Source organism: Fibrella arboris, assembly GCF_041321095.1.
Classification (GTDB): domain Bacteria; phylum Bacteroidota; class Bacteroidia; order Cytophagales; family Spirosomataceae; genus Fibrella; species Fibrella arboris.
Window position 1 is genome coordinate 460,661 of the sequence record NZ_JBGGWE010000003.1, and the last position, 24,990, is coordinate 485,650.

Consider the following 24,990-nt stretch of genomic DNA (forward strand, 5'->3'; position numbering starts at 1 on the left):
TTTGGTTATTGGCAGGGTTGCCATATTGAAGTTAACGACTGATTCTGAAGCAATTTTTTGAATTACTGATGCAGTTTGTAGCGAAGCGCGAGGTTCACGATCCGACCTTCCTGTGGCCCCCAAAGCGGCACTGTTCCAGGGTTATTGCGCGGTCCCGTGACCACCGGTCCGTACTGGAGCTGTTGCACATTGAACAGGTTTTCGGCGTTGAGCACCAGGCTTACTTTGCCAAACATACGCTCAACGGCGGCAGCCCAGAACCAGTAGTTTGGTACCAGTTGATTATCGTACAGATACTGATTACCCACCCAACTCGACTCAATGCCCATGCGCCATTTGCCTTCAATGTCATAAGCCAGCGTCAGCGAAAACTTGTCGCGTGGGCTGTAGGGCAGAAACGTGTTGGCCCCGATTGGCGTCACGTCGCTGCCCTGCCGGATAGCGTCGCCCCGGCGCACCGCCGTGTGGTTGAAGCCCAGATAAAACTCAATGCTATGGAGTTCCATCCGCAGGTACGTATCAGTGCCGAGGCTGGTGATGTCGTAGGCGGCATTCTGCAACATGGTTCGCTGGTTCGCTGATGTTGAGCCAGCCGTCGTAATGGCCACCACCGGATTGCTGATGCTGGTGTAATAAAATGCCTGATCTAACTGAACGCTCAACTCGCCGATGCTACCCCGGAAAGCCACATCCATGTTCACGCCCAAAGACCGCTCGGGCCGGGTGCTGGTACTGATCGGGAGCAGATAGCGGTAGCTCAGGCTGGTGCGGGCATCGGCCCCCGTCAGGTTCGAGAACGTATTGGGCGTTTTGTAGCCCGTTCCAATACTGGTTCTGATGCTCCACTGCTCACTCGGTTTGATGAGTACCGACAGGCGCGGCAGGAAGAACGTACCGAACACGTTGTGCTGATCGAGGCGTAAACCGCCCTGGAACGTCACCTTTCCCACTTTGTAATCGTCCTGCACGAATACGCCCAGCGTCTGGTAGTTGTAATCGGTAATGCGTGTGCTGTCCCCGGTTCCTTTACGGAATTGCTCCAGCGTGAGGTTCGCGCCAGCTACCATCGTGTGTGGGCCGTGTTCGAGGTAATCGGCGGCTTCAAAATAACCCGACAGTTGCTTACCGACGAACCGATAGCCATTGTCGACCTGGGTGCGGTCGAAGAAACTGGCCGTTCCGCGGGCGGTTAGTGTGTTGGTCTGGCTGAATGACTGGTTCAGCGTCGCGTCTACGGTATGGCGTTGCGAGATATTGTCGACCTGGTAGGTACGTGCTGCATCCGCCCCGTAAATGGCTTCTACATCGCCACCGGTGCGCTTTTCATCCACCAGCGTGTAGCCAACATTGAGCTGGGTACGTTCTGTGGGGGTCAGAAACAGGCGCGGATGCAGGGTAAACTGCTTAATCAGCGGTACATCGGCGTAGCCATCGCCGTTTACATCAACAGCGGGCTGATCGGTGTAACCACCAAAGAGGGTCGCTCCCACTTTTGAGGTCCACTGTTCCGAATAATAGGCGTTCAGGTTGGTTTCTTTCAGGGTCGAGCGGTTCAGGACGGCGGTTAATTCACGTTCGGCTTTTGGACGGCGCGACACCAGGTTAATCAGCCCGCCAATGGCCCCGCCACCGTAGAGGGTCGAAGCCGAGCCTTTCACGATCTCCACCTGCTTCAGATCGAGCGGGGGAATCTGCAATACGCCGAGATTACCCGAAAAACCTTCAAAAAGGGGCAGACCGTCGCGCAGGATCTGGGTGTATTTTGGGTCAAGGCCCTGCATTCTGATGCCCTGATTTCCCGTTGCCAGTGAGGTACGTTGCACGTGGATGATGGAAATATCGCCCAGAATACTGCCCACGTTTCCCGGCACCACGGCGGCTTCTTCGTCCATGTCTTCCTGCCCCAGCACTTCCACTTTAATGGGCAGGTCTTCAATGCGGCGATTGGTGCGCGTGGCCGTAACAACCACTTCCTCCAGGGCCGCTTCGGCGGTGGCCAGCCGAATGGTTAGCACCGAATCGGGATTAGCCAACGGCAGGGTCAATGTGTATGGCGAATCTTTATAGCCTACTAAACTCACAATCAGGCTGGTAAGGCCGGGCTTGAGCGTTGGTAGCCGGGCCAGCCCATTGGCATCGGCAGCAACACCTGTGGGTGGTTTAGTCTGAATCCGAACGGTAGCCCCGGCCAGCGGCTGATGGGTCAGGCTATCTTCAATACGGAGTTGTACGGTTTGCGCTTTTGCAACACCAGCGAGAACCAGAATGGCGAAAACAACTAGAAAAGTAGTGGTACGTTTTGGCATATAGAGAATGCTTTGAGGCAAAAATAGCCGCCAAATTTGACGTAAATCTGAAGAAGACAGGGCTTACCGCCACACCAGAACCAGTAGCCCAATCAGGATTAAGCCGCCGCCGACCAGCAATTTGGGCGTGACAGGTTCGCGCAGCAGCGTAACCGATAGCAGGATGGTGATCACGATGTTCCCCTTGTCGATCAGGGCCACATCGGAGACGCGGCCAATCTGACTGGCTTTCTAGTAAAACACCCACGAGAGGGTGGTGGTCAGGCCCGATACCGCTAGAAAGCCAACTGTCCGCGCGTTGAGTTGATTCACTTTCCGGAGGTTCTGAAAGGCCAGAAAGTTAAGCAGTACCAGCCCGAACACAACCGTGGTACGCACGGCCAGGCCCAGATCGGAACTGATGTCTTTCAGTCCCATTCTGGCAACAACCGAGGTCAACCCGGCAAAAACATGGAGATGAGGCTGTATATACCCAGGTTGGCATACACATCAGTTGGCAGGGAATAAAACGGTGAACGTGTGTAGTCGAGTTGGTGCGTCGTACTGATAATGCACGGTCTGGTTATACCGATGAGCAATCTGCCAGACCAACGCCAGACCAAGCCCCGTTGATTCGGGCCGGGCGGGATTCTTTACGAAACGGCCAAAAAGCTGCTCGGCCGGAAACGGGAGCGGTGGCGCTTCGTTGATGGTCTTAACATAGGAATGGGTCAGAATTACCTTCGTTTCGGTGTTCGGCTGTGCATGAACCAGCACATTCTTGACCAGATTACTGAACAGCACCTCCGCCAAATAGGGGCTCATGGGCCAACACACGTTCGGGGCAACGTCGCTAGTCCAGTTAAGGTGCCGATGGCGGGCATATGCTTCCAGGTTCCTGACCTGTTTCTCAACGATTTCACTCAGATTAACCGGCTGTTGATCGGCATACTGGTTGTTGTCGATCTTGGTCAGCAGCAGCAAACTTTTGTTGAGCTGAACTAGCCTTCGCACTGACCCCTGCGTCTGTTCCAGATACGTTACCTGTTCGCCCGTCAGCGGTTCGGTAGCCAGCAACTGGTCTAGCTGGGTAGTCACCACCGCCAGCGGGGTCTGCATTTCGTGGGCGGCGTGGTCCGTAAATTCTTTCTGCACCGTATACTGCCGGTGCAGGTTCTGGCTCATCGTATTCAGGGCCAGCCGCAACTGCCTGAACTCATCAATGGTGCTATCCGCAAAGGTTGTAGGCGTTCGGGAATCAAGCCGGTAGGTACTTAGCTGGTCGATAAGCTGGTAAAAAGGTTGCCACAGTCGGCGCGACACCCAGCTATTCAGCCCGACAAGAAAGCCCATCAGCAGTAAAAATGCCACAATGATACTGGCAGATAGCAGCCGGGCGATCTCGCCGAATTCGCCCATCGCCTGCTTCACCGTCACCAGGTACGTCTGGTTGCCAACCTGCGTAGTGGCCCGTAGCTCACGAACGGGAATCCGTTCTTTTTCGCGCTGGTCATAGTCCATCGTATCCCGAAACGTGGGGGTCATTGGCTGGCGCGTGGGCCGAATGGTAATGTGCGGGTCACCCAGATACTGCCCGTGGCTTGGCGACGTACCTGCGGCCGTAAGCTGGTTGTTTACATAGGCCAGATCGCTGGTAAGTTGCTCATCTACTTCGTAGCGAATGCCCCGGTAGATGAGTGTATGAAAAAGCCAGCCACCGACAATAGCCACCGGAACGGCAACGAGAAACAAATAGAGCAACGTTTTACGAAGCAGGCTCATAACGGTATGGCAAAGATGTACCCGGCCCCGTATCGTGTTTTCAGATAATCGGGACAACCGCGATCCATCAGTTTCCGGCGCAGATTTTTGATATGCGTGTACAGGAAATCATGCGAATCGGCCATGTCCATATGATCGCCCCAGACATATTCGGCAATAGCTGCTTTGGTCAGTAACCGGCCGGGATTAGCCAGAAAAAAGAGCAGCAACTGGTACTCTTTTTCGGTCAGGTCAAGGGATTGCTCCTCAACACTCACCCGGTGTGATTGCGGATCTACGGAGATAGCCCCGAACCGAATCAGGTTATTCCCGCCATAGAAACGCCGCCGCAACACCGACTTGATTCGGGCATTGAGTTCGGGCAAATGAAATGGTTTGGTAATGTAATCGTCGGAGCCTAACTCCAGACCCAGCAGTTTATCATCGAGTGAGTCATTCGCCGAAATAATAATGAGTCCTACAGTGGCGGATCCGGGGTGGCCTTCTATTCGCGTAGATTTGCTCGGCGTGGAATTAAGCTGTTGAATCAGTTGGAGGCCATTGCCATCGGGTAGCCCAATATCTATAACAAGGCAATCGTACTCATAATCATTTATCGCCTGCGAGGCAGCAGCGAAGGTCACGGCTGTGGTGATGAGGTACCCTTCCTTATCGAGAAATTGCCGCATCGCCTTCAGCAAAGCAGGTTCGTCTTCAACCAGCAGTAGTTTCATCCCTGTCTAATAATGCGCCTCGCCCTATTTGTGTAGTCAAAAATGCGGATAAAAACTGTAGAAATTCTGTGTTCACCACGCTTCCCGGCCCTACGCCTTACAACCCTAAGCCCACTTGAGCGGTGACTATTTCGTACCTTTACGGGGCTTAACCAACCCAAGCACATGAAAAAACAGTTGATCTTACTAGCGGCCTCATTCCTGATGTCGACTGGTTCTTTTGCACAAACGTTGAAAGACGTTGTTGATAAACACCTCACCGCCCTCGGTGGCCCCGATAACTTGAAAGCCTTTAAATCAGCTAAATATACGCAGTCGACGATTGCGCCGGGGCAGAGCATTGATGCAACTGCCACCGTCATTTTCGACAAGGCAACCCGCATCGACATGAACATGGGCGGTAATGAGATTGTGGTAGCCACCAAAGGCGATGCAGGCTGGGCCAGCCAGGGTGGAGGCGCTGCCCAGGACGTACCTGTACAACAACTGAAAGCCATTACAGAAAGTGTGACGCTACCCGGCCTGGAGATTGCCAATGCCTCATTGAAAGGGCAGCCGATTGATTTCAAAGGCAAGCAGACTGTAGATGGAAAAGAATACTATGCCCTGTCTATTCCGCTACAGGGAGGAACCTCTACCTTCTACATCGATCCGGCCACGTACCTGATCGTTTCACGCAAAGGGTCAGTGCAGGCAATGGGGCAGACCATCGACGCGAAAGTGGACTATGATGAATACAAAAAAGCCGGTATGCTGACCTTACCCTATAAGGTACAAACAGAAGCAATAGGGCAGTCGGTCACGATACGTTTAACTGCATTTGAGGCCAATCCAGCCATCGACGAGGCGATCTTCGATAAACCGAAACAATAGAAAACGTTCGTTGCCGTTGGCCCATTGGTTACCAATGACGTCAACGGCAACGAACGCTTTAACTCGCTGCCGTGGTGCGGTCGGTAACCAGTTGGCCTTCGTTGCGCATGGCATAATCCTGCCCTACTTTATCGTCTTTACGCACGAACGGGCGGATAATCAGGCGGGTACCCCGGTCGTAGGTGAACAGCCGGTAGATCCAGTTGCTGAGCACTACCAATTTGCTGCGGAAGCCGATCAGGTACCAGATATGAACAAACAGCCAGGCCATCCAGGCGATGAAACCGCTGAGGTGCAGGCTTTTCGATAGATCAGCCACGGCCCGGTTCCGGCCAATAATAGCCAGCGACCCTTTATCAAAGTATTCGAACGGACGGATCTCGCCATGACGTAGCATCAGCGTTAGGTTCATGGCCAGATGCTCCCCTTGCTGAATAGCCGGTTGGGCTACACCTGGGTGCCCGTTTGGCCATTTTTCCGATTTCATATTGGCAATATCACCAATGGCGTAGATGCCCTCAACACCCTTCACGCGGCTGTATTCGTCAACCAGGTAACGCCCACGTTCAACGGATTCGGCGGGCATTCCGTCGATGGTAGCACCGGACACACCCGCTGCCCAGATTAAAGTTTGCGCGGAAATTTGTTCCCCTGACTTGAACGTCACGATAGTACCGTCGTAGCTCTCGACAAGCGTTTTTGTCTTGGTGACAACGCCCAGGTCATCCAGATAACCCTGCGTTTTGGCCGCTGACTCCGGCGACATGGGGGGTAATACACGGTCGAGCCCTTCAACGAGATAGATATTCATTTTACTGAAATCCAGGCCCGGATAATCGTTGGGTAATACATGCTTGCGCATCTCGGCCAGCGATCCGGCCAGTTCAACGCCAGTTGGCCCCCCACCCACGATGACAAAGTTCAGCAGGCTCTGTCTGGTTTCGGGGTCCTTGATGATGCTTGCCTGCTCAAACGATTGCAACAGCTGACTCCGCAGGTTCAAGGCGTCAGGGATGCTTTTGAGCGGAAACGAATTATTCTTGATCTGATCATTGCCAAAATAGTTAGGCTTTGACCCCGACGCGATAACCAGATGATCGTACTGCAAATCACCGATCAGCGTAGAAATAGTTTTGGTAGCCGGATTTACACCCGTAACCCGTACCAGCCGGAAGTGGAAATCGTCATATTGTTCATCAAACAGCTTTCGGAGTGGTTCGGCAATGGCATCAGGTTCTAGGCCGGCCGTAGCCACCTGGTAGAGCAGGGGCCAGAATCCATGATAGTTCTGTTTATCGAACATCACTACCTGGAAGCCCTTGTTTTTTAAGCCTTTTACTACGTTGATTCCACCAAAACCACCACCGATCACCACTACGCGGGGCTTATTGGTGTCCGGGATATTTAGCGAAAGTTTATCGAAGTGTAACATTGTGTCTGTCCGTTGAATAGCTAACTGCTCTATCTACTGGTTTAGAGCGGGTTTTGTTCAAGCCCAACCGACTTACGGGTACTCGCTGGTGGCAAACAAAACCGCCCGATCTGGGGAGACCGGGCGGTTTTGTTTGCCGGAACGTACCTGGGTACGTTTATTTCTTAGGCGCTGCGGCTGGAGTAGTCGCTGGCGTTCCTGCTGGCTTGGGCGTAACACCCATTTTCTTCAGGACCATGTCTGAAATGTTGCCATCTTCCGGTGCATAAAGCAGGATAACCGCAGTACCAGCACCGGCATCCAGGTTGAATACGTGCGAATAGCCGTTTTCTTTAGCCACTGCGTCGATGTTCTTCTGAATGTTCTGCAATACCGGGCTTACCAGCTGCTGATACTTTTGCTGTAACGTAGCTTCAGCATTCTTCTGAAACTCCTGGAAACGAGTCTGTAAACCCTGCAGCTCTTTCTCGCGGTCGGCCCGGATCACTTCCGACATCTGAGCGCCCCCTTTTTCGTAAGCCTGCAATTTTTCCTGGAACTCTTTCTGCATCCGCGTCGACTCGTTTTCGAGCTGCGTCCGCTGAATAGTCAACTGGTTCTGAATATCCTTTGCCTGAGGTACCTGACCCAGCAGGTAGTCCATGCTCGTATAGCCAATTTTAATCGGAGTAGCTGCCGTTGCTCGTGGCGCAGTTGTCGCCGCTGGCGTGGTGGCAGGTGTGGTAACCGGCGTCGACGCCTGGGCTTGCGCCCGTGCGCTCAGGCCCCCCATCAACAGGGCTGCGCTAAGCGCCATGACCAGATTCTTTTTCATTCGACTGTTTATTGAATTATTATTTAGGTTTTGCACTGCTTGTTGGCTGGGCGATAGGGGTTTGTTTAGCTTTCTGGCTATCGGGGTCGAGCCCCAGTTCCTCCATCACATAATCGGTATAATCGTGGCGGGGGTCGGTGTATAACATCAACATCCCTTCACTGGCTTTATCAAAAATAAAATTGAGCTTCCGTTGCGACGCCACCTTTTCCAGGGCGCGGTTCAGTAACTCCATTGGTCCTTTCATGAGTTCCTTCTTTTTCTGGAAAAGCAGGCCCTCATAACCAAACACTTTGTTGTTGTACTCTCTGGCTTCGCGTTCCTTATCACCAATGACGCGTTGCCGTTCCCGCTTCATATCATCGGTCAGCAAAATCTCTTCTGCCTGGTATGCACGTTGCATTTTTTCAATCTCTAGCTGCTTGTCCAGTATGTCTTTCGACCACCGATCGGCAAACTGATCTATTCCCTCCTGCGCCTTTTTGTATTCGGGTAACTTACTGAAAATGAAATCGGTATCAACGTACCCAAATTTTTGTGCCCAGGCCGGAATAGTTCCGGCAAGAAACCACAAAGTTACTAAGAACAAACCCCTTTTCATACAGCTCTTCGGTGGTTGTCTGATGGTTAGATGTATTTACGAAGAGAACGTTTAAACAAGCAAACAATTTTAGTTTACTGTTTACAGTTTACCGTCTTCTGTTGCGCTGCTAATGAGCGAAGCAACGGTAAACAGCAAACGGTAAACAGTAAACTCCTTATCTGAACTGTTGACCGATTGTAAAGTGGAACTGGCCTGTACCAGCCTGTTGAACGCCCGGCACGGTGTCGAAACCCCAGCCGTAGTCGATCCCGATCAGGCCGAAGGCTGGCATGAAGATACGGGCACCAGCTCCCGCTGAACGACGCAGGTCAAACGGATTATACTGCTTGTAACTGGCCCAGTTGTTACCCGCTTCAACGAACCCCAGCACAAAGATCGTGGCCGACGGATTCAGCGAAACCGGATAACGGAGTTCGGCAACGTACTTGCTATACACTACCCCCCCCTGGTTTAGCTCATTACCGACAGGTACCCGGTTGTTGTCGAGCGTGATTACGCGACGGTCGGGATAGCCGCGCAGACCGATGATGTCTTGCGCCAGCGCAAATTGACCCTGACCGGCCAGACCCGAACCACCCAGTACGAAGCGCTCGAAAGGTCCGATCGGTGTGCGGGCGTTATAGCTACCCAGGAAGCCCATATGCGCCCGGGCATTCAGTACGAACTTACCCACGGCGGTTTGGAACCAGCTGGCATCGAACATCCATTTGTGGTATTCTACCCACTTGTATGGGTTCGACTGATCAACCTGGTAATCCTTTGGCCGGAACACCGAATAAGGAGGTGTAAACGAACCGCTCAGCGTAAACGATGAACCCAGACGGGGGAACTGCGGATTGTCGATGCTATTCCGCGATAGTGTGGTGTTGAACGTGAAGTTATTTGAGATACCGTTGTTGTACCCGTTACCGAAGATGGCGATGTTGTTCAGGTCGTACCGCTGGTAAGTGATCGAGTTACTCAGCGAGAAATAGTCATCGGGCACTTTCAACTGCCGGCCTAAGCCCAGTGTAATTGCCGTGTTGGTATAGGCACCAATCGGAACGGCGCTGCTCCCTGCCGACGAGTAGAAATCGAGACCAAACTGCCGGTAAACGGTGTGGCTCAAGCTCACCGATAGTGCGTTGGGCTTACGGCCACCTAGCCAGGGTTCAGTGAACGTGGCCGAATAAGTCTGATACTGCCGACCATTGGCCTGAAACCGGAGCGATAACCGCTGCCCATCGCCAGACGGTAACGGCCGCCAGGCGCTTAAGTTCGTAATATTACGGGCCGAGAAGTTGTTGAATGTTAGGCCTAACGTACCCACAAAGCCAATGAAGCCACCCCAGCCACCCGATAGTTCAATCTGGTCATTTGGTTTTTCTTCTACAGTGTATTCAATATCAACCGTACCGTCTGGTTGCGGAACCGGGTTGATACCGATCTTTTCCGGGTCAAAGTAGCCGAGCGTCGATAACTCGCGCTGGGTACGTACAATAGCTGTCTTCGAGAACTTCTGCCCTGGGAGTGTCCGAATCTGGCGCATCACCACGTGGTCAGACGTCTTCGTATTCCCATTCAAAATAATCCGGTTAATGGTGGCCTGCTTGCCTTCATAGATACGAATATCCAGGTCGATGCTATCGCCAACTACAGCCCGTTCAACGGGGTCGGCGCGGTAGTACAGGTAGCCATCATCCATGTAAACCGAACTCAGATCCTGACCCGGGTTGCCCGCCATTTTCTTCTCCAGCTCTTCAGGGTTGTATACATCGCCCTTCCGGATTCCCAGCACTTCGCGCAGTTGATCGCTCGTATGCAGGTAGTTTCCTTCAAAGTTTACGTTGCGGTAGTAATACTTTTTACCTTCCGCCAGTGTTAGCTTGAGGCCAACTGTTGCCCCACCATTATTGATAATGCTATCTTTTTCGACAACGGCATCCCGATAGCCCAGCTTGTTGTAGTAATCAACCAGCTTGCCTTTGTCTTCTTCAAATTTTTTAGGGATAAACTTAGATGGCGAAAACACACGGCCAAACCGCATTTGTTTGGTGCTCTTCATCTTGCTCCGCAACGCGCTTTCCGATACCTCTTCGCGACCAGCAAATTCGATATTATCGATCTTTACCTTCTCGCCTTTAGTGATCTGAATACGCATGGTAGCGTTATTGCGCGTACTATCGGGAATAGTGGTCACCTTTACTTTCGTATTCAGGTAGCCTTTCTCGATATAATACCGGCGAACCGCCAGTTGGGCATTTTTGATATCCGTGTTGGTGATGATCTTACCGCGAGTCAGCTTTACTTTTTCTTTCAACGACTCCGACTCCCCTTTCCGAATACCCGAATAGGTGATCTGGAACAGGCGCGGCCGTTCGATAACCTTGAATTGCAACCAAACGGTATTACCTTCTACTTTGGTCGCATTCATGACCACATCGAAGAGCAATCCCGAATCCATCAGTTTACGGATGGCCCCGCCCTGCGCTTCGCCAGGTAACCGTATTTTGTCGCCTTTCTTCAGGCCTGTCAGTGATATCAGCGAATTAGGATCCAGAAACCGGGTTCCTGTGAGTGACAAGCCGCCAATGATATATTCTTTTGGGCTATTGTAGTCGGTGAGTGCGTTGGTCACAGGAGCAGGAGCAGCGGCCTGTGGCGTACCATAACCGACACGTACCTGCGCCCAGCCGTCAGTACTGGCCGATAAGACTGTGATGAGCAGGCTGGCAAAGAGAAATTGTTTCACGGATGAAAGTTTACAGTTTTCTGTTTACTGTTTTCAGTTGTGCTGCCTTGCAGAGAAGTCCGTGAGAAACGGAGCAAACTGAAAACCGGGCGGCGAACCGCTCATTTTACGACTTGCTCGCTGGTTTTCCCAAATCGACGTTCGCGCTTCTGATAGGTTAAAATAGCCTCCCAGAGATGCGGTTTTCGGAAATCGGGCCAGAGAACATCGGGCATATAAAACTCGGAATAGGCCAACTGCCACAGCATGAAATTACTGATCCTCATTTCGCCGCTAGTGCGAATCATCAGTTCTGGATCAGGAATACCGCCTGTGTTCAGATAGCTATTGAATAGACCCTCATCAATGTCGCTTGGTTGGAATCGCCCGCGTTGAATATCAGCCGTTAGATGCCGAACGGCTTCCAGAATTTCCCAGCGTCCGCTATAACTCAGCGCCAGAATCAGCGTTAATCCTGTATTACCCTCTGTGGCCCGCATGGCTTCCTGTAGCTCGCGCTGGCAATCCTTCGGCAAACTTTCGGTATGGCCAATCGTCGACAAGCGTACATTATTGTCCATCAGCGTTTTGATCTCTCCCCGAATTGTGTGCACAAGGAGCGTCATGAGCGCGTCTACTTCAAATTTTGGGCGGTTCCAGTTTTCAGTCGAAAAGGCATAGAGGGTCAGGTATTTGATACCCAACTCAGCACAGCCTTCAGTCACCTCCCGAACGGCTTTAATGGCGCTTCGATGCCCGAACACCCGGGCGGCTCCCTGCTGTTTAGCCCATCGTCCGTTCCCGTCCATGATAACGGCGATGTGCTGGGGGAGATTGCCAGGATCAATATGGTCTTTCATTCAACCAATTGGTTTTTAACAACTTTTAAGGATAGGCCGGGTCAGTTACCACCCCGGTTTATCGGACTGCGAAGGTACGCAACCCATTACCCGTTTCAAAATCTACTTAATTAGTAGGAAGGCCGTTTGAACGCCTTGAACGCCTATATTTGCCCAGGCCAATAACGGGGCATACCATTTGTCGGTTTGTTCGTCGTTAAGAAGTCAACGGATTTCCCCGGCGGCTATCAATGGCCAATTGGCCGGCCTCCTTTATTCGTCCATACGTCTAATGAAACGTTCTACACTTCTCTTTTTTGCGCTGATCACAGTAACTATCGGCTGTACAAAAACAGATGACCCTGTTGATGCTCAGCCTAAAACAGTCAGTGATGTACTGACCGAAACAGCATCGTTCTCTTTATTGAGAGCAGCCGTTCAGCAGGCAGGGATGAGCGACGCGTTAAAGGCAACAAACCTTACCCTCTTTGCCCCTACCGACGACGCCTTTAAGGCAAAAGGGTACACCACGCCGGAATCATTCAACGCGCTATCGGCCGATGCGCTGCGCAGTCTTATCCGCTACCACCTCGTTACGGGGGTTGTAACCACCAAAACGCCGGAAGTAAGCTCAGCCAGTAATCTGCCCGTTGAAGCCGCCAACAAATCGGTGCTTTTTCTGACCAATAGCACAACCGGGCTGTTCGTCAACGGCAGTAAAGTGACTAAAGCCGATCAGTCAGTAGCCAACGGGGTGATTCATACTATCAACACCTTGCTTACGTCGCCAAATGGAGATGCCCTTACCACGTTAAAAAACCGGACCGACGTTGGTTTGCTGGTAGCCGCTCTAACGCGCGGTGCCGCCTCCCGCCCTGAACTGATGAGCATTCTGAGCGGTACAACGACCAATGCGGCCTACAGAACCGTTACGCTCTTTGCCCCAACCGATGCGGCTTTTGTAGCAGCCGGCTACCGTACGCTTGCCGATATCAACGCGGCCTCGCCAGCTACACTGGCGAATCTGCTCAGCTATCATATTGTGCCGGGAATGGTTTTCTCGAATCAGTTACAGGCGGGTCAGCTCACCACGCTCAGCACCGCGACTACTACTAAACTAACGGTTGCTGTAACGGCAGCCGGGCCAACGATCAAGGGGAATAGCAACACTGCGGCGACCCCAATCAAGGTAGCTGATCTCATTAGCAAGAATGCGGTTATTCATCTGATCGATCAGGTGTTACAGCCTTAGAATTCGGTGCTTTACAGCTCAAAAAGGTCGCTGTTAATGTACTAGCTGGGTACATTAACAGCGACCTTTTTAAGCTGTAAAAGGCTCTTTGACCAAAACCAAGTGATAAAGCTAACCAGCATCCACCCGGCTCATCACCTGCGTTACTTCAGTGCCTGACCCGGTTTTATGCTTTCAGCTCTATCTTCCGGCCAGTTTCAGCAGCCCGATAGATCGCCTGGAGCAACTTCACATCACGCAGGCCCTCTTCACCCGTAACATGATCAGGCAGTTTTTTACCGGCCAGCAGCTCTTTACAAACCCCGTCCATGTGAGCAGCCTGATGATTCACCACGGGCATATCGATTACCCCTTTGCTGGTTCGTCCCTTTAATGGTCCATACCCAAAAGCGGGCGACAGCTCAAACCAGCCATCCTGGCAGGAAGCGTACAGACGCTCTACCCCTGCCGTGTAGCTGGTGGTTGAATTGGAAACGGCGCCACTTGGAAACTGGAACTGCCAGAAAAGTGTCTCTTCCACCTCTTTAAACTTCTGGGGATCAGTCTTCGGCGAAAATTGTGCGGTGACCGAAACAGGCTCTTCACCAGTCACGTACCTGGCCCCCTGAACGGCATAGATCCCAACGTCCATCAGCGCGCCCCCTCCGGCCATTGCTTTTTTCAGGCGCCACTGGGTTGGATCACCAATCTTAAACGCATCACTGGCTTCAACGAATCGTACTGGGCCAAATACTTTTTGCTGCCCCAGGCGCATCACCTCCTGCGTAAATGGCTCATAATGCAGCCGGTAGCCGATAGCCAGCTGACGGTCTGCCTTTTTACAGGCATCGATCATTGCCTGGCAGTCGCTGGCAGTAATAGCCATTGGTTTTTCGCAGATCACATGCTTGCCCGCCTGCGCTGCCCGAACCACAAACTCGCGGTGCATGGAGTTAGGCAGCACGACATAAACGACATCAATGTCTTTATTATCGATAATGCGGTCGAAGGTTTTGTAGTCGTACACATTCGCTTTGGGAATGTCGTACTTTTTCATCCACTCGTCAGCTTTGGCCGGGGTACCCGTTACAATGCCCGCTAGTCGGCAATTGGTTGTCTGCTGCAACGCAGGGGCCAATAGGTTTTTGCTGTAATAACCTAGCCCCACCAGAGCAATACCCAATTTACGGCCAGGCTGATTTGTGGTCGACTGAATTGGCCTTCCGAGGGCGTCGGTCAGCGTAGGTATAGCCAGTGCAGAGGCGCCAGCGTTCATCAGAAATTGGCGGCGGGATTGGGAGGTCAACTTTGTCATAGGGGAAGTAACAAATAAGTCTATATCCCAAAAGGCCCTGCGATAATAGCTTTACCCGTACAAGCGAGTTTAACGTTCCATTACGGCGCAGCCGACTCTCAGGTACGTTGTCGGTTCGGTGCGGTGTTCCCGACTGAATGGTCAGAAATACCGCACCGATTTTAGCCTCTCTAAGTCAGCTATCCAGTGTTTGTCTTACTGGCGCGGTTACGCTCTACCAGTCATTTTGGTTAAGGCCAGTAGATTGTCACTTACCTCATCTGTCAGCTGGCCGGGTTGAAGCCGCCATTGCCAGCTATAGCCACCTAAGCCCGGCGTATTCATACGGTGCTCTTCGTTGAGCGAGAGAACATCCTGAACAGGCAAAATGGCCAAACGCGCCACCGACTGCATGGCCATACGGGTCATCAAGGGTACTACATTGTCTTCAGTGACTGTTACCCCCGTATACGTGCAGAGGCGCTCGTGTAGCTCATCTGTCCCCTGCCGATACCAGCCCAACGTGGTGTTATTGTCGTGAGTACCTGTGTACACTACGTTGTTCAGCGTATGGTTGTGCGGAATGTGCGATGAGGTAGGCAGGTCATCGCCAAAGCCAAACTGAATGACGCGCATTCCCGGAATAGCATAATGACGCAGGAATGGCTGTATCTCCGCCGAACGTGCGCCAAGATCCTCGGCAATCAGCGGCAACTGTACAAACTGCCGGTACATGGCGTGAATAAACGCTTCTGTTGGGGCCTGTACCCACTGTCCCACTTTTGCGGTTGGTTCAGTAGCCGGAATCTCCCAATACATATCGAAACCCAGAAAATGATCCAGACGCGTCAGACTGTATAATGACATTTGGTGACGCATTCGCCGAATCCACCAGGAAAAGCCAGTCCGTTCGTGTTCAGCCCAGTCGTAAATCGGGTTGCCCCACCGTTGCCCGTCAGCCGAGAAGTAGTCGGGAGGCGATCCGGCAACGTACCTGGGCATGCCCTCGGCATCGAGCTTGAAGAGCTCTTTGTTAGCCCAGACATCAGCACTGTTTTGCTGAACATAGATTGGAATGTCGCCAATCAGGTGAATTTTTCGGGCATAGCAATAGGTGATCAGGTCGTTCCACTGTTGGTAAAACAGGTATTGCAGCACCTTCACCACTACTATTTCGTGCGCTAATCGTTCCGACTGGCTGGCCAGTTCATCCGCATCACGGCGAACAAGGGCATCGGGCCAGTTGGTCCAGGTAGGTATGTTCAGATCTTGCTGGAGTGCCACAAACAGGGCATAATCATCCAGCCATTCTGCCTGCCGGTAGCAAAAGGTATCAAAACCCAATCCTTCAACGGTAAGCCCCTGTTCAATGAATGTTTCAGCTGCCTTGCGAAGTAACGGCTGTTTTTTCGACCAGGCCGTAGCCATCGACGCCTCTGTAGCCTGCCATTCGGCTGCCAGCACTGCCACGTCGCTGGCAGGCAGTAACCCTTGTTCTACGAGCCGATCGAAGCTGATCATGATCGTATTCCCGGCAAAAGCCGAAGGGCTACTATAGGGCGAAAACCCGGCACCGGGATCGAGCGGGGTAAGCGGCAGAATTTGCCAGTATGTCTGACCGGAGCGCTCCAGAAAATCAGCGAATTGATAGGCGGCCGGTCCCAGATCACCGACGCCATGAGCCGACGGCAGCGACGTAATGTGGAGCAGCAAGCCACTCGAACGAAGTTGCAACATAGAAGAAACGTTGAGTTTTCAGTTGTTGGCAGGCCAGACCATAGCCAGGTCTGCCAACAATACGTACGTCTCTTCAACCTTGCGGTCTCCGTAATGTTTTATCAGGCCTCGCCCACGGGACCACCAAACCCGCCGCTGGGAAAGCGAAATGTATCGTCGGGCTGGTTGATTGACCCAAAATTATCTTCGTACTTACGAATGTTCTCTTTTAATGCCTGCAACAGCCTTTTCGCGTGTTCAGGTGTCAGAATGATGCGCGATTTTACTTTGGCTTTGGGCACACCCGGCATCAGGCGAATAAAATCGACGATGAACTCACTGTTCGAGTGAGCGATCATGGCCAGATTCGCGTAGATACCTTCGGCAATCTCCTCACTTAATTCGACGTCGATGGAGCCGTCGTTATTGAAATTTTGCTGTTCCATGGCTCAAAAGTAGACTATATGTCTGACAATAAAATAACCCTGATACCAGAGGTACCAGGGTCTTCCTTTACAAGTGGGGAAAGTTGAAGCTATTTACAAACACACGCGAACGTGCATCATGTAAGTCAAGCCGAACAAGCCGTTTTCACTAACTTGTTTACAAAAATAGAAAATAGTTAAGAGACCGCCAAGTTATGCAACAGCTTTGAGTTAAAGGTAAAGAGCCCCGACTATGATCCGGGCTCTTTACGGCGTTTCTAAAAAGTGAGTGGCCTCTCAGGCTTCAACCGGTGCCGCCGCAATGGCCGATGACGGAATTGCCGCCGATGTCAGTTCAATTTCGTCGCCATGCTTGTTCAAGAACCTGAACTCAGTGATGCCTAACGAACTGTCTTTCACCAAATTCACCCATGTCTTATATCTCAAAAACCATTGACGCTGCCGGGAGAGTAACCCTTTTGTGAAGAAAGCGTGCAGGAAGGGATGCACCACGATCTGGATACCACGCTCATTCTGCTTGGTCAGAATATACTCGAGGTTGCCCTCAATAACGTCGGTTATGAGTACGCTCGCCTGAATACTGCCTGTTCCATTACAGGTTGGGCATACCTCACGCGTCACGATGTTCATTTCGGGACGTACCCGCTGCCGGGTAATCTGCATCAGGCCAAACTTGGTCAGGGGAAGTATGGTGTACTTCGAGCGCTCGTTCTTCATTTCCTCGCGCATGATATCGAAGATAAGCTTTTTGTTTTCGGCCTTCTTCATATCGATGAAGTCGATCACAATAATGCCTCCCATGTCGCGCAGCCGAAGCTGACGGGCAATTTCGCGGGCTGCCTCCCGGTTCACACTAATGGCAGTAGCTTCCTGATCTTCTTCTGAGTTCGATTTATTACCGCTGTTCACATCAATGACGTGCAGGGCTTCCGTGTGCTCAATAATCAGGTAACCACCACCGGGCAAACTCACCGACCGGCCGAAAAGCGACTTGATCTGTTTTTCCAGCCCGAGGGCCTCGAACATTTTCGTTTTGCCGCTGTGCAGTTTTACAATCTTCTCTTTTTCAGGAGCAATCGTATGAATGAACCGGCGAATTTCATCGTAGCTCTCCGGCGTATCAACCGTAATGCTATCAAACGATTCGTTGAGCATGTCGCGCAGAATCGACGAAGCCCGATTCATTTCGCTTAATACCCGATCACGTGGTCTGGCGTCGCGCAGCGTTTGCATGGCCCGGTCCCACTTGTCGATCGAGTCTTGCAGGTCGCGGTCGAGTTCTTCAACTTCTTTTCCCTGCGCTACCGTTCTGACAATGACCCCAAAGTTTTGAGGTTTGATCGACGACATCAGGCGAATCAGCCGGTTTCGCTCACCGCGATCCGTAATTTTCTTCGACAGATTGACCCCGTTTGAAAAGGGGACGAGCACTAAATAACGGCCCGCAATAGAAATATCACACGATAGGCGCGGTCCTTTGGTCGAGATGGGTTCTTTAACCACCTGTACCAGAATAGACTGCCCTTTAGTCAACACTTTATCGATCTTTCCGATCTTGTCGATGTCCGGCTCCAGTTCGAAACCTGACAGACGTCCTGTGTTGACGCGCTTGGCGATTATATCTTTAGTTAACTTGTTTAGGGAGTTGATATGCTGACCGAGGTCCTGATAATGCAGGAATCCGTCTTTTTCGTGACCCACATCGACAAATGCCGCATTGAGTCCCGATGACAACTTCTTAACAGTACCTAAATAGAGATCGCCAACCGTAAAGCTGCTTTCCGACTCATCGAGGTGGTACTCTAACAGGCGTTTATCCTGCAATAGAGCAATCCGGTCCCCTTTCTGAGTGGAGCTGATTACAATTTCGTTGCTCACAAGCTGATGGCACGGTTAGAATGGCATGTATAAAACAAAGAAGCCACGCACGCAAAAAACGGCGGGGCTTCTTAAAGGGAGTTGTCAGTTTGCCGTTTACTGTTGCTTCGCTAGTGAAGCGCATCGCAACCTAGCGAAGCAACAGTAAACGGCAAACTGTAAACTATTTCTTCTTGTGCCGATTCTTTCTGAGCCGTTTTTTCCGCTTGTGGGTGGCAATCTTGTGCCGCTTCCGTTTTTTACCGCAAGGCATAGTCTAATGGTTTTTTTGATGTGTTAAACTTACTGACGATCTACCACCCGGCAGACCCTATTTTTTGAGTTTACTGTTTACCGTTTGCTGTTTACAGTTGTGCTATTTAGGAGCATGTTGCCAATAAACAGCGCAACAGAAGACTGAAGACAGTAAACTCTATTGCATTCGTTCTTCCAACTCTTTTATCGCCGCCTGAATCTGCGGATCCTTTTCGTTGGCTTTCACCTCGGCCAATACTTTTTTGGCCTCCGCTTTCTGATTAGCCTCTACCAGACTGACGCCCAGATAAAACTGCGCCTTTCGGTTAGCAGGGTCATTGATTAAAATCTGCCTGAACCGGTCGATGGCTTTACTATATTGCCCCGATCGCATCGACAGCATACCCAGATTGAACAGGGCCAATTCGTTTGTGGGGTCCTGCTGTAGCACTTCGCGCAACAGCATAATTCCCTGCATCGGCGTTTGGGTGTTGACGTACGTCATCGCCATGTTGGCCTTTGCTGCCAGCAGATTTGGATTCTGCGCCAGGGCTTTCTGATAATAAACCCGGGTTTGATCACCCAAATAGGCGGCTTTCTGTTCAGCTATGGCAAAACCATATGCTTCAAAGTACTGGTTGCCAGCGCGTAGATTAGTCTGTTCCGTTGGGTCGATTTTAGCAATTTCACCAGCGTAATAGGCTGCACTATCGAACCGGTTAACCGACCGAAAAAAGGTAATCAGTTGTTCGGCTACGCTCTTTCGGGTGGCTGGCTGGGCGGCAGCATAACGCTTCTGTAACCCTTCTGCCGTCTTCTGCTGGTCGGCTGTAAGCGGTTCGTTATGCTGAACATCAGCCTCCGTTTTCTCGCCCGTATTAGCTGCTACATTCAATGAATCAGCAACGGGAGTATCGGTAGACCATCCACCCGGCGCATTGCCCAACTGCTTCGTCGCATTTTGAACAACGACCCTGGGCAGGCTATATAAGCCGGCACTGAGTACAATAGTTGATGCTATGACAAGTACGGTTGATGCTTTCATGCCCAGAAACGGGTCGAGCGATGGTTTAGAAACAGCCCTGCGATTGGCTTACGCAGCAAAGCGCAGGGCTGAATCGATTGTTTACTCGGCCGATACTTTGGCTTTGTCGCTTGTTTTCACTTGCTCAACGAAGATTTTAGCCGGCTTGAAGCTGGGGATAAAATGTTCGTCAATTACCATGGCCGTATTCTTGGAAATATTACGGGCCACTTTCTTCGCACGCTTCTTATTGATGAAGCTCCCAAACCCGCGAACGTAAATATTCTCACCTTCGGCCAGTGAATTCTTGATCACCGAGAAGAACGTCTCCAGGGTTGAGGTTACATCTGCTTTATCGATTCCGGTTTTATCGGAAATCTCAGCGATTACGTCTGCTTTCGTCACGACTTTACTAAACTTTAGCGATTACTTGTATGTTGATTTTCTGGCACTGAAAAAAGGAGTACAAAGGTAAGGCTTTTCGCTTGATAATGAAACCCCTCGCTTCTTTATTCCCATTCAACGGTGAAATCTTCTTCTTTATTTTGAACTGGCAATCAGACCACAACGCACTAACAGGTGACTCTTTAGTCGCCACGTTTGCCCCTACGCTGGAAGCCTGGTACGACCAGCATCGGCGCGATCTACCCTGGCGAAATACGACCGATCCGTACCAGATCTGGCTCTCCGAAGTCATCCTACAACAAACCCGTGTAGCCCAGGGACTTCCCTATTATCTACGCTTTACAGAAACGTACCCGACCTTGTCTGATCTGGCGAATGCCAATGAACGGGAGTTGCTTCGACTCTGGCAGGGGTTGGGCTATTACTCACGCGCCCGTAACCTGCACCAAACGGCCAAATTCATCGCCAGCACACTCGGTGGGCAGTTTCCGGCTACGTATCGGGATCTACTTGCTTTGAAAGGAATAGGTACGTATACGGCGGCGGCCATTGCTTCTTTTGCGTTTGGCGAACGAGTTCCGGTAGTCGATGGCAACGTGTATAGGGTGCTTGCCCGTGTCTTCGGCATCGAGGAAGACATCACGACCACGCCGGCCAAAAAGACCTTTGCTTCTCTGGCAATCCGCCTGATCGCACACGCCCTTGATCCGGCTACGTACAATCAGTCGATCATGGAATTCGGAGCTATTCAATGTACGCCCGTTGCTCCTAACTGTCTGTTCTGCCCATTACAGCAACAGTGCCGGGCCTACCAAACCGGCAGGCAACAATTATTGCCGGTAAAAAAGAAAAAAGCACCGGTGCGAGACCGTTTCCTTACGTATTATGTCCTCAGAAAGGGAGAAGGACCCTCCCTGAAACTGGCCATGAGGGAACGTACCGGTCGTGATATCTGGCAAAATCTATACGAATTCTATGGATTTGAAACGGATGAACCTGCCCTTATCTGGCGTGCCATCGACGTTCCCGATGAGGTGAACGAATTGGTCGTACAGGGCGTTTTGGTTGGCCCGGCCGGTATGGAGCAACAACTGCTCTCACACCAGCGGATACGGGCTGTCTTTCATGAAATTGTAGTGCCGGAAACAATTGATATACCACTTCCAGATAGAGTAGACTGGTATTCAATGGAGCAGGTCAGACAGTTACCCAAGCCCGTTCTGATCGCTGCTTATATTGACAAACAGTTTGCATAAGTCTGTAGTTTTCAGTATCTTTAATACGACTAACCCCCGTCTTAAACCAGTTTTAACGCATCGCATAACATGGCAAGTTTGAATAAAGTTATTCTGATTGGCAATGTCGGTAACGACCCTGAAGTGAAGTATTTTGATGGTGGCAGTGTAGTCGCCCGCGTCAGTCTGGCCACCAATGAAACGTATACGAACCGGAACAACGAACGGGTTGAACAAACCGAGTGGTTCCGGGTCGAGTTCTGGAATGAGCAGGCAAAAACCATTGAAAAATACCTCAAGAAAGGCAATCAGCTTTATGTTGAAGGTCGTCTGCGTACGGAGACATACACAGACAAGGAGGGTAAAGAGCGTTTTTCATTGGGTGTTCGGGCCCAGACATTTCAATTCATTGGTGGCAACCGGGAAGACGGCGGTCAGGTCGAGGCAGCTCCACGCCAACAGCAGGCAGCCCCTGCCGCTCCCGCTGCTCCCCGTCAGCAGGCACAACCTGCCGCGCAGCCAGCGCCCGCCCGTCAGGCGGCTCCGAAACCGGCTCCTGCCCCGGCCGCCTTCGACAACGGCGGCGATGATGACCTGCCATTCTAATTAAACTGTTTGCTGTTTACCGTTTGCTGTCTTAAGTTGTGCTATCAACTCGTTAAACTTAACTGAGGTAGCAAACGGTAAACTTCTTCTTATGGATCCAGGCGACCCGTCATCCACACAGGTGCTTCCAGTCGGCAACGACTGGAGCACCTATCTTAGTTTTTACGGCCCCTACGTGGCCGTAGTAGTACTGCTGCTTTTTTTGGCCGCACTGGCCTCCGCTGCCGAAGCCGCTTTTTTTACCCTTACCCCGCAAGATCGGGCACAATGCCGTGATAGCGATGCCCCCGCCTATCAGCGCATTGCTGCGATTCTGGAGCGCCCCCGCCGTCTGTTGGCTTCGCTGGTCATCCTGAACAACCTTCTCAATATCGCTATTGTGCTCATTGTCACGTATGTGGCGTGGGTCATGACGGGTGTTTCGCACGGCTCTGGCTGGCTGCTTGCCGGCATTACGTTGACCACTACGCTGGTCATTGTAGTCTTCGGCGAGATGGTACCTAAAATCTACGCAGCCCAGTATGCCCTGAGTGTTGCCAACAGTACCCTTTGGGTAGCTCGTTCAGCGATGCTGATTTTTACACCCATTTCGAGCTTACTGGTCTCGATGAGCAACCAGATCGACAAACGGATTCATCGACGTGGCTACAAACTGTCGGCCGAAGAACTAAGCGAAGCGGTGGAACTGACAGGTACGTCGTCGAGCGAGGAAGAAAAAGAATTACTGAAGGGCATTGTTAATTTTAGTAATCTGACTGCCCGGCAGGTAATGAGGGCCCGTATGGACATCACGGCCTTTCCAGACGATCTGCCGTTCCCCGACCTTCTTAGGCAACTCAACGACGCAGGTTACTCCAGGGTACCCATCTACAAAGAAACAATCGATCAGATTGAAGGCGTTTTGTACCTGAAAGACCTGCTTCCCCACCTGGCCAATGAAGATTCGTTTGCCTGGACATCGTTGCTTCGCCCTGTTTTCTTTATTCCGGAAACCAAAAAAGTCGACGACCTGCTCCAGGATTTTCAACGGAAACGGGTACACATGGCCATCGTTGTTGATGAGTACGGCGGCACCCGTGGTCTGGTAACGCTGGAAGATATCATTGAAGAGATTTTCGGCGATATCAACGACGAGTTCGACGAAGAAACACCAACAGGCTATCGGCGGGTCGATGAACAAACGGTGATTTTTGAGGGACGTACCCCACTCACTGATGTCTGCCGCATTCTGGATGTTGACCCAACCACCTTCGACGATGTACGAGGAGACAGCGAATCGTTGGGTGGCTTATTGCTCGAATTATTCAGTCGGCTTCCTGAAACTGGCGAAGAAACAACCTTTGACGATTTCAACTTTTATGTTCTCGCCGCCGACGACAAGCGTATCAGCGAAGTACGTGTTACCCAACAGAACTTAACAGAGAAATAGGAGTTGCTGTAGCGCGCCTCCTGGTGCATCACACATCAGCTCCTGACCAGCGCAATGCCGATTTGGCAACTTAGACACCGCCTGGGCAGGCAAAATTCGTTGTGCAGTTCAATAGCCCCCTGCGAATCAAAGGCATTGCGAACGCTCAGCCCTATGCTATCCCAACGTCTGGTTAGTTGATTGTCTTCAGCGGGTAGCTGTTCCAGAAGTGTCATGGCCCGGTCGAGCAGATCAGGTACGTCTTTGTACTTGGCGTATGCAGCCAGCAGCGGAACAGCCGTGTTGATGAGCAACGCTTCGATGGTCATCTCTCCCAGAGATGCCGACACTTTGTTGGCTTCGTTACCAAACCGGTAATGTGTCTGCCAATACAAGGAAGGTGTAATGCGGAGCGACTGAATGAGGGCTTCGGCATGGGCGGTTCCTGTGAGCGTCGAAAATAAGCTGCCGTTCTCCTGAACCAAGCGCGCCAACTGAGCGAGGCGCATTGTGGGGAAACCAGCAGGACGAAGCCGTCCCCATTTCCAGATGTGGGCTGGTAATTGCCTGTCAGTAAGAGCATATTTTACAGCCAGAAACTGGTATTCTCTCCGTAACGTAGCTACATACCCACCGTCCTGGCTGTCAGCTTCAGGCAATAAGCCAGCGGTGCCAAACAACAGGGCTTCAAGTTGAAGAAGATTATCCCTGTGCTTTTGTAATAATTTCACGGGCACCGCCCGGGCGAGTTGATCCATTGGGTCGGCATTCACTTTTGAGCCCAGGTACGTTGCCAGCAGCCGATAAGTAGTTTCTTCCCAATCCTGATTGGTTGCTTCGTATACGGACTTTACGGCATCAGCTTTCCGCTCCAGGCGTTGCATCAGGGCAGTATCGAGCATGGCGGTTTGGCGTAGCGGCTTCACCATCCTGAACTGCCCGGCGCAGGGGATAACGTCTGTTCCCCGGCTCAATGCCTCATACCTAGTCAGCAACGTACCCGGCGTATAGGGCGCGAGCTCAAGTGTAGGTAACAGGCTACCATCGGGACGAGATACGGGGGCATCATGTTGCCAGACAATGTGCAAAATGACATTATCGTAGGCGGGGTCGTGCTGATGGAAATGGAGCAGCCAATCAGACGTTTTTACGTGGGCTTCAACCGTCCCTACCCATTCGACGCCAGCAATGCGAAGACGGGCATTCAGAAAATCAGGACCTGCATTATGATTTCTGATACCAGGATGGATCACCTCAACCGGTTCACCGGTTGTAGTAATCAACTTTTCGTTGGCTACGTATTGAAATTGCCAGATGAAGTAAAGAAACGCTTCCTGAACGGTGAAATCGGTAGCTGCCATCAACGTAGTTAACTGGTTATAAATAAGTTCCAGAAAATAACGTCGAGATTGCCCTGCCTCTTTCCGTACGAGAAGAGACAAGGCAAGAGGCAAAGAGGGC

The 24,990-nt window shown here is 51.5% G+C and carries 22 protein-coding genes; 5 read left to right on the top strand and 17 right to left on the bottom strand.

Features of this window, described 5'->3' with window-relative positions; all coding sequences use genetic code 11:
* Positions 1-62 precede the first annotated feature (62 nt).
* The 5 genes from ACAW75_RS06985 to ACAW75_RS07005 all read right to left on the bottom strand — a co-directional run bounded on the left by ACAW75_RS06985 (position 63) and on the right by ACAW75_RS07005 (position 4,780).
* On the bottom strand, positions 63-2,306 hold the full coding sequence (locus ACAW75_RS06985; protein WP_370727966.1) for a TonB-dependent receptor: 2,244 nt from the start codon (positions 2,304-2,306) through the stop codon (positions 63-65).
* Positions 2,307-2,369: 63 nt separating this feature from the next.
* Positions 2,370-2,507 carry a hypothetical protein gene (locus ACAW75_RS06990; RefSeq protein ID WP_370727967.1) on the bottom strand — a complete coding sequence of 46 codons (138 nt, stop codon included), beginning with the start codon at positions 2,505-2,507 and terminating at the stop codon, positions 2,370-2,372.
* Positions 2,508-2,537: 30 nt separating this feature from the next.
* Positions 2,538-2,723, bottom strand: a complete 186-nt coding sequence (locus ACAW75_RS06995) for a DMT family transporter (protein ID WP_370727968.1) — start codon at positions 2,721-2,723, stop codon at positions 2,538-2,540.
* Positions 2,724-2,795: 72 nt separating this feature from the next.
* The gene (locus tag ACAW75_RS07000; protein WP_370727969.1) at positions 2,796-4,067 is read right to left on the bottom strand and encodes a HAMP domain-containing sensor histidine kinase; all 1,272 of its coding nucleotides are present in this window, start codon (positions 4,065-4,067) and stop codon (positions 2,796-2,798) included.
* The gene (locus ACAW75_RS07005) at positions 4,064-4,780 is read right to left on the bottom strand and encodes a response regulator transcription factor (protein WP_370727970.1); all 717 of its coding nucleotides are present in this window, start codon (positions 4,778-4,780) and stop codon (positions 4,064-4,066) included. The genes ACAW75_RS07000 and ACAW75_RS07005 overlap by 4 nt, the downstream gene beginning before the upstream one ends.
* A 165-nt stretch (positions 4,781-4,945) precedes the next feature.
* Between ACAW75_RS07005 and ACAW75_RS07010 the strand changes: the two genes are divergently transcribed.
* Positions 4,946-5,653, top strand: a complete 708-nt coding sequence (locus ACAW75_RS07010; RefSeq protein WP_370727971.1) for a hypothetical protein — start codon at positions 4,946-4,948, stop codon at positions 5,651-5,653.
* A 58-nt stretch (positions 5,654-5,711) separates the two neighbouring features.
* Here ACAW75_RS07010 and ACAW75_RS07015 read toward each other — a convergent pair whose 3' ends face one another.
* From ACAW75_RS07015 to uppS, 5 genes are all read right to left on the bottom strand, one after another.
* Entirely contained in the window at positions 5,712-7,085 is a 1,374-nt protein-coding gene (locus ACAW75_RS07015) for an NAD(P)/FAD-dependent oxidoreductase (RefSeq protein ID WP_370727972.1), read from the bottom strand.
* 157 nt (positions 7,086-7,242) lie between these two features.
* Positions 7,243-7,899 (bottom strand): OmpH/Skp family outer membrane protein, encoded by a 657-nt coding sequence (locus ACAW75_RS07020; RefSeq protein WP_370727973.1) that lies wholly within the window; start codon positions 7,897-7,899, stop codon positions 7,243-7,245.
* Positions 7,900-7,918: 19 nt separating this feature from the next.
* Positions 7,919-8,500, bottom strand: coding sequence for an OmpH/Skp family outer membrane protein (locus ACAW75_RS07025; RefSeq protein ID WP_370727974.1), 582 nt, complete (start codon positions 8,498-8,500; stop codon positions 7,919-7,921).
* Positions 8,501-8,657: 157 nt separating this feature from the next.
* A complete protein-coding gene (gene bamA / locus ACAW75_RS07030) occupies positions 8,658-11,234 on the bottom strand; it encodes an outer membrane protein assembly factor BamA (RefSeq protein ID WP_370727975.1) in 2,577 nt (858 codons plus the stop codon).
* 101 nt (positions 11,235-11,335) lie between these two features.
* On the bottom strand, positions 11,336-12,073 hold the full coding sequence (gene uppS, locus ACAW75_RS07035; RefSeq protein WP_370727976.1) for an undecaprenyl pyrophosphate synthase: 738 nt from the start codon (positions 12,071-12,073) through the stop codon (positions 11,336-11,338).
* Positions 12,074-12,344: 271 nt separating this feature from the next.
* On the opposite strand from uppS, the gene ACAW75_RS07040 reads away from it, so the two are divergent.
* Positions 12,345-13,304 (top strand): fasciclin domain-containing protein, encoded by a 960-nt coding sequence (locus ACAW75_RS07040; RefSeq protein WP_370727977.1) that lies wholly within the window; start codon positions 12,345-12,347, stop codon positions 13,302-13,304.
* Between the two features lie 166 nt (positions 13,305-13,470).
* Here the strand turns inward: ACAW75_RS07040 and ACAW75_RS07045 are convergent, their stop codons facing one another.
* The 6 genes from ACAW75_RS07045 to ACAW75_RS07070 all read right to left on the bottom strand — a co-directional run bounded on the left by ACAW75_RS07045 (position 13,471) and on the right by ACAW75_RS07070 (position 20,280).
* A complete protein-coding gene (locus ACAW75_RS07045) occupies positions 13,471-14,598 on the bottom strand; it encodes a Gfo/Idh/MocA family protein (protein ID WP_370727978.1) in 1,128 nt (375 codons plus the stop codon).
* Positions 14,599-14,805: 207 nt separating this feature from the next.
* On the bottom strand, positions 14,806-16,314 hold the full coding sequence (malQ, locus tag ACAW75_RS07050; protein ID WP_370727979.1) for a 4-alpha-glucanotransferase: 1,509 nt from the start codon (positions 16,312-16,314) through the stop codon (positions 14,806-14,808).
* 101 nt (positions 16,315-16,415) lie between these two features.
* On the bottom strand, positions 16,416-16,739 hold the full coding sequence (locus ACAW75_RS07055; RefSeq protein WP_370727980.1) for a DUF3467 domain-containing protein: 324 nt from the start codon (positions 16,737-16,739) through the stop codon (positions 16,416-16,418).
* Between the two features lie 276 nt (positions 16,740-17,015).
* Complete coding sequence (locus tag ACAW75_RS07060) at positions 17,016-18,617, bottom strand: Rne/Rng family ribonuclease (RefSeq protein WP_370727981.1); 1,602 nt, start codon at positions 18,615-18,617, stop codon at positions 17,016-17,018.
* 412 nt (positions 18,618-19,029) lie between these two features.
* Positions 19,030-19,896 carry a tetratricopeptide repeat protein gene (locus ACAW75_RS07065; protein ID WP_370727982.1) on the bottom strand — a complete coding sequence of 289 codons (867 nt, stop codon included), beginning with the start codon at positions 19,894-19,896 and terminating at the stop codon, positions 19,030-19,032.
* An 81-nt stretch (positions 19,897-19,977) separates the two neighbouring features.
* Complete coding sequence (locus ACAW75_RS07070; RefSeq protein WP_370727983.1) at positions 19,978-20,280, bottom strand: HU family DNA-binding protein; 303 nt, start codon at positions 20,278-20,280, stop codon at positions 19,978-19,980.
* Positions 20,281-20,366: 86 nt separating this feature from the next.
* On the opposite strand from ACAW75_RS07070, the gene mutY reads away from it, so the two are divergent.
* The 3 genes from mutY (at position 20,367) to gldE (ending at position 23,550) form a co-directional block, all read left to right on the top strand.
* Positions 20,367-21,536: an A/G-specific adenine glycosylase gene (gene mutY, locus ACAW75_RS07075; protein WP_370727984.1), complete on the top strand. Its 1,170-nt coding sequence runs from the start codon at positions 20,367-20,369 to the stop codon at positions 21,534-21,536.
* 69 nt (positions 21,537-21,605) lie between these two features.
* Positions 21,606-22,121, top strand: a complete 516-nt coding sequence (locus tag ACAW75_RS07080) for a single-stranded DNA-binding protein (RefSeq protein WP_370727985.1) — start codon at positions 21,606-21,608, stop codon at positions 22,119-22,121.
* A 91-nt stretch (positions 22,122-22,212) separates the two neighbouring features.
* Complete coding sequence (gene gldE, locus ACAW75_RS07085) at positions 22,213-23,550, top strand: gliding motility-associated protein GldE (protein WP_370727986.1); 1,338 nt, start codon at positions 22,213-22,215, stop codon at positions 23,548-23,550.
* Between the two features lie 35 nt (positions 23,551-23,585).
* Here gldE and ACAW75_RS07090 read toward each other — a convergent pair whose 3' ends face one another.
* Positions 23,586-24,971 carry a DUF2851 family protein gene (locus tag ACAW75_RS07090; protein ID WP_370727987.1) on the bottom strand — a complete coding sequence of 462 codons (1,386 nt, stop codon included), beginning with the start codon at positions 24,969-24,971 and terminating at the stop codon, positions 23,586-23,588.
* Between the last annotated feature and the right edge of the window lie 19 nt (positions 24,972-24,990).

What these genes read in the sequence shown, in the direction of transcription:
- mutY (WP_370727984.1), top strand. Translation starts at nt 20,367, where the DNA reads ATGAAACCCCTCGCTTCTTTATTCCCATTCAACGGTGAAATCTTCTTC.
- ACAW75_RS07025 (WP_370727974.1), bottom strand. Translation starts at nt 8,500, where the DNA reads ATGAAAAGGGGTTTGTTCTTAGTAACTTTGTGGTTTCTTGCCGGAACT.
- ACAW75_RS07005 (WP_370727970.1), bottom strand. Translation starts at nt 4,780, where the DNA reads ATGAAACTACTGCTGGTTGAAGACGAACCTGCTTTGCTGAAGGCGATG.
- ACAW75_RS07000 (WP_370727969.1), bottom strand. Translation starts at nt 4,067, where the DNA reads ATGAGCCTGCTTCGTAAAACGTTGCTCTATTTGTTTCTCGTTGCCGTT.
- ACAW75_RS07010 (WP_370727971.1), top strand. Translation starts at nt 4,946, where the DNA reads ATGAAAAAACAGTTGATCTTACTAGCGGCCTCATTCCTGATGTCGACT.
- ACAW75_RS07055 (WP_370727980.1), bottom strand. Translation starts at nt 16,739, where the DNA reads ATGGAACAGCAAAATTTCAATAACGACGGCTCCATCGACGTCGAATTA.
- ACAW75_RS07040 (WP_370727977.1), top strand. Translation starts at nt 12,345, where the DNA reads ATGAAACGTTCTACACTTCTCTTTTTTGCGCTGATCACAGTAACTATC.
- ACAW75_RS06985 (WP_370727966.1), bottom strand. Translation starts at nt 2,306, where the DNA reads ATGCCAAAACGTACCACTACTTTTCTAGTTGTTTTCGCCATTCTGGTT.
- malQ (WP_370727979.1), bottom strand. Translation starts at nt 16,314, where the DNA reads ATGTTGCAACTTCGTTCGAGTGGCTTGCTGCTCCACATTACGTCGCTG.
- ACAW75_RS06995 (WP_370727968.1), bottom strand. Translation starts at nt 2,723, where the DNA reads ATGGGACTGAAAGACATCAGTTCCGATCTGGGCCTGGCCGTGCGTACC.
- ACAW75_RS07020 (WP_370727973.1), bottom strand. Translation starts at nt 7,899, where the DNA reads ATGAAAAAGAATCTGGTCATGGCGCTTAGCGCAGCCCTGTTGATGGGG.
- gldE (WP_370727986.1), top strand. Translation starts at nt 22,213, where the DNA reads ATGGATCCAGGCGACCCGTCATCCACACAGGTGCTTCCAGTCGGCAAC.
- uppS (WP_370727976.1), bottom strand. Translation starts at nt 12,073, where the DNA reads ATGAAAGACCATATTGATCCTGGCAATCTCCCCCAGCACATCGCCGTT.
- ACAW75_RS07015 (WP_370727972.1), bottom strand. Translation starts at nt 7,085, where the DNA reads ATGTTACACTTCGATAAACTTTCGCTAAATATCCCGGACACCAATAAG.
- ACAW75_RS07065 (WP_370727982.1), bottom strand. Translation starts at nt 19,896, where the DNA reads ATGAAAGCATCAACCGTACTTGTCATAGCATCAACTATTGTACTCAGT.
- ACAW75_RS07080 (WP_370727985.1), top strand. Translation starts at nt 21,606, where the DNA reads ATGGCAAGTTTGAATAAAGTTATTCTGATTGGCAATGTCGGTAACGAC.
- ACAW75_RS07045 (WP_370727978.1), bottom strand. Translation starts at nt 14,598, where the DNA reads ATGACAAAGTTGACCTCCCAATCCCGCCGCCAATTTCTGATGAACGCT.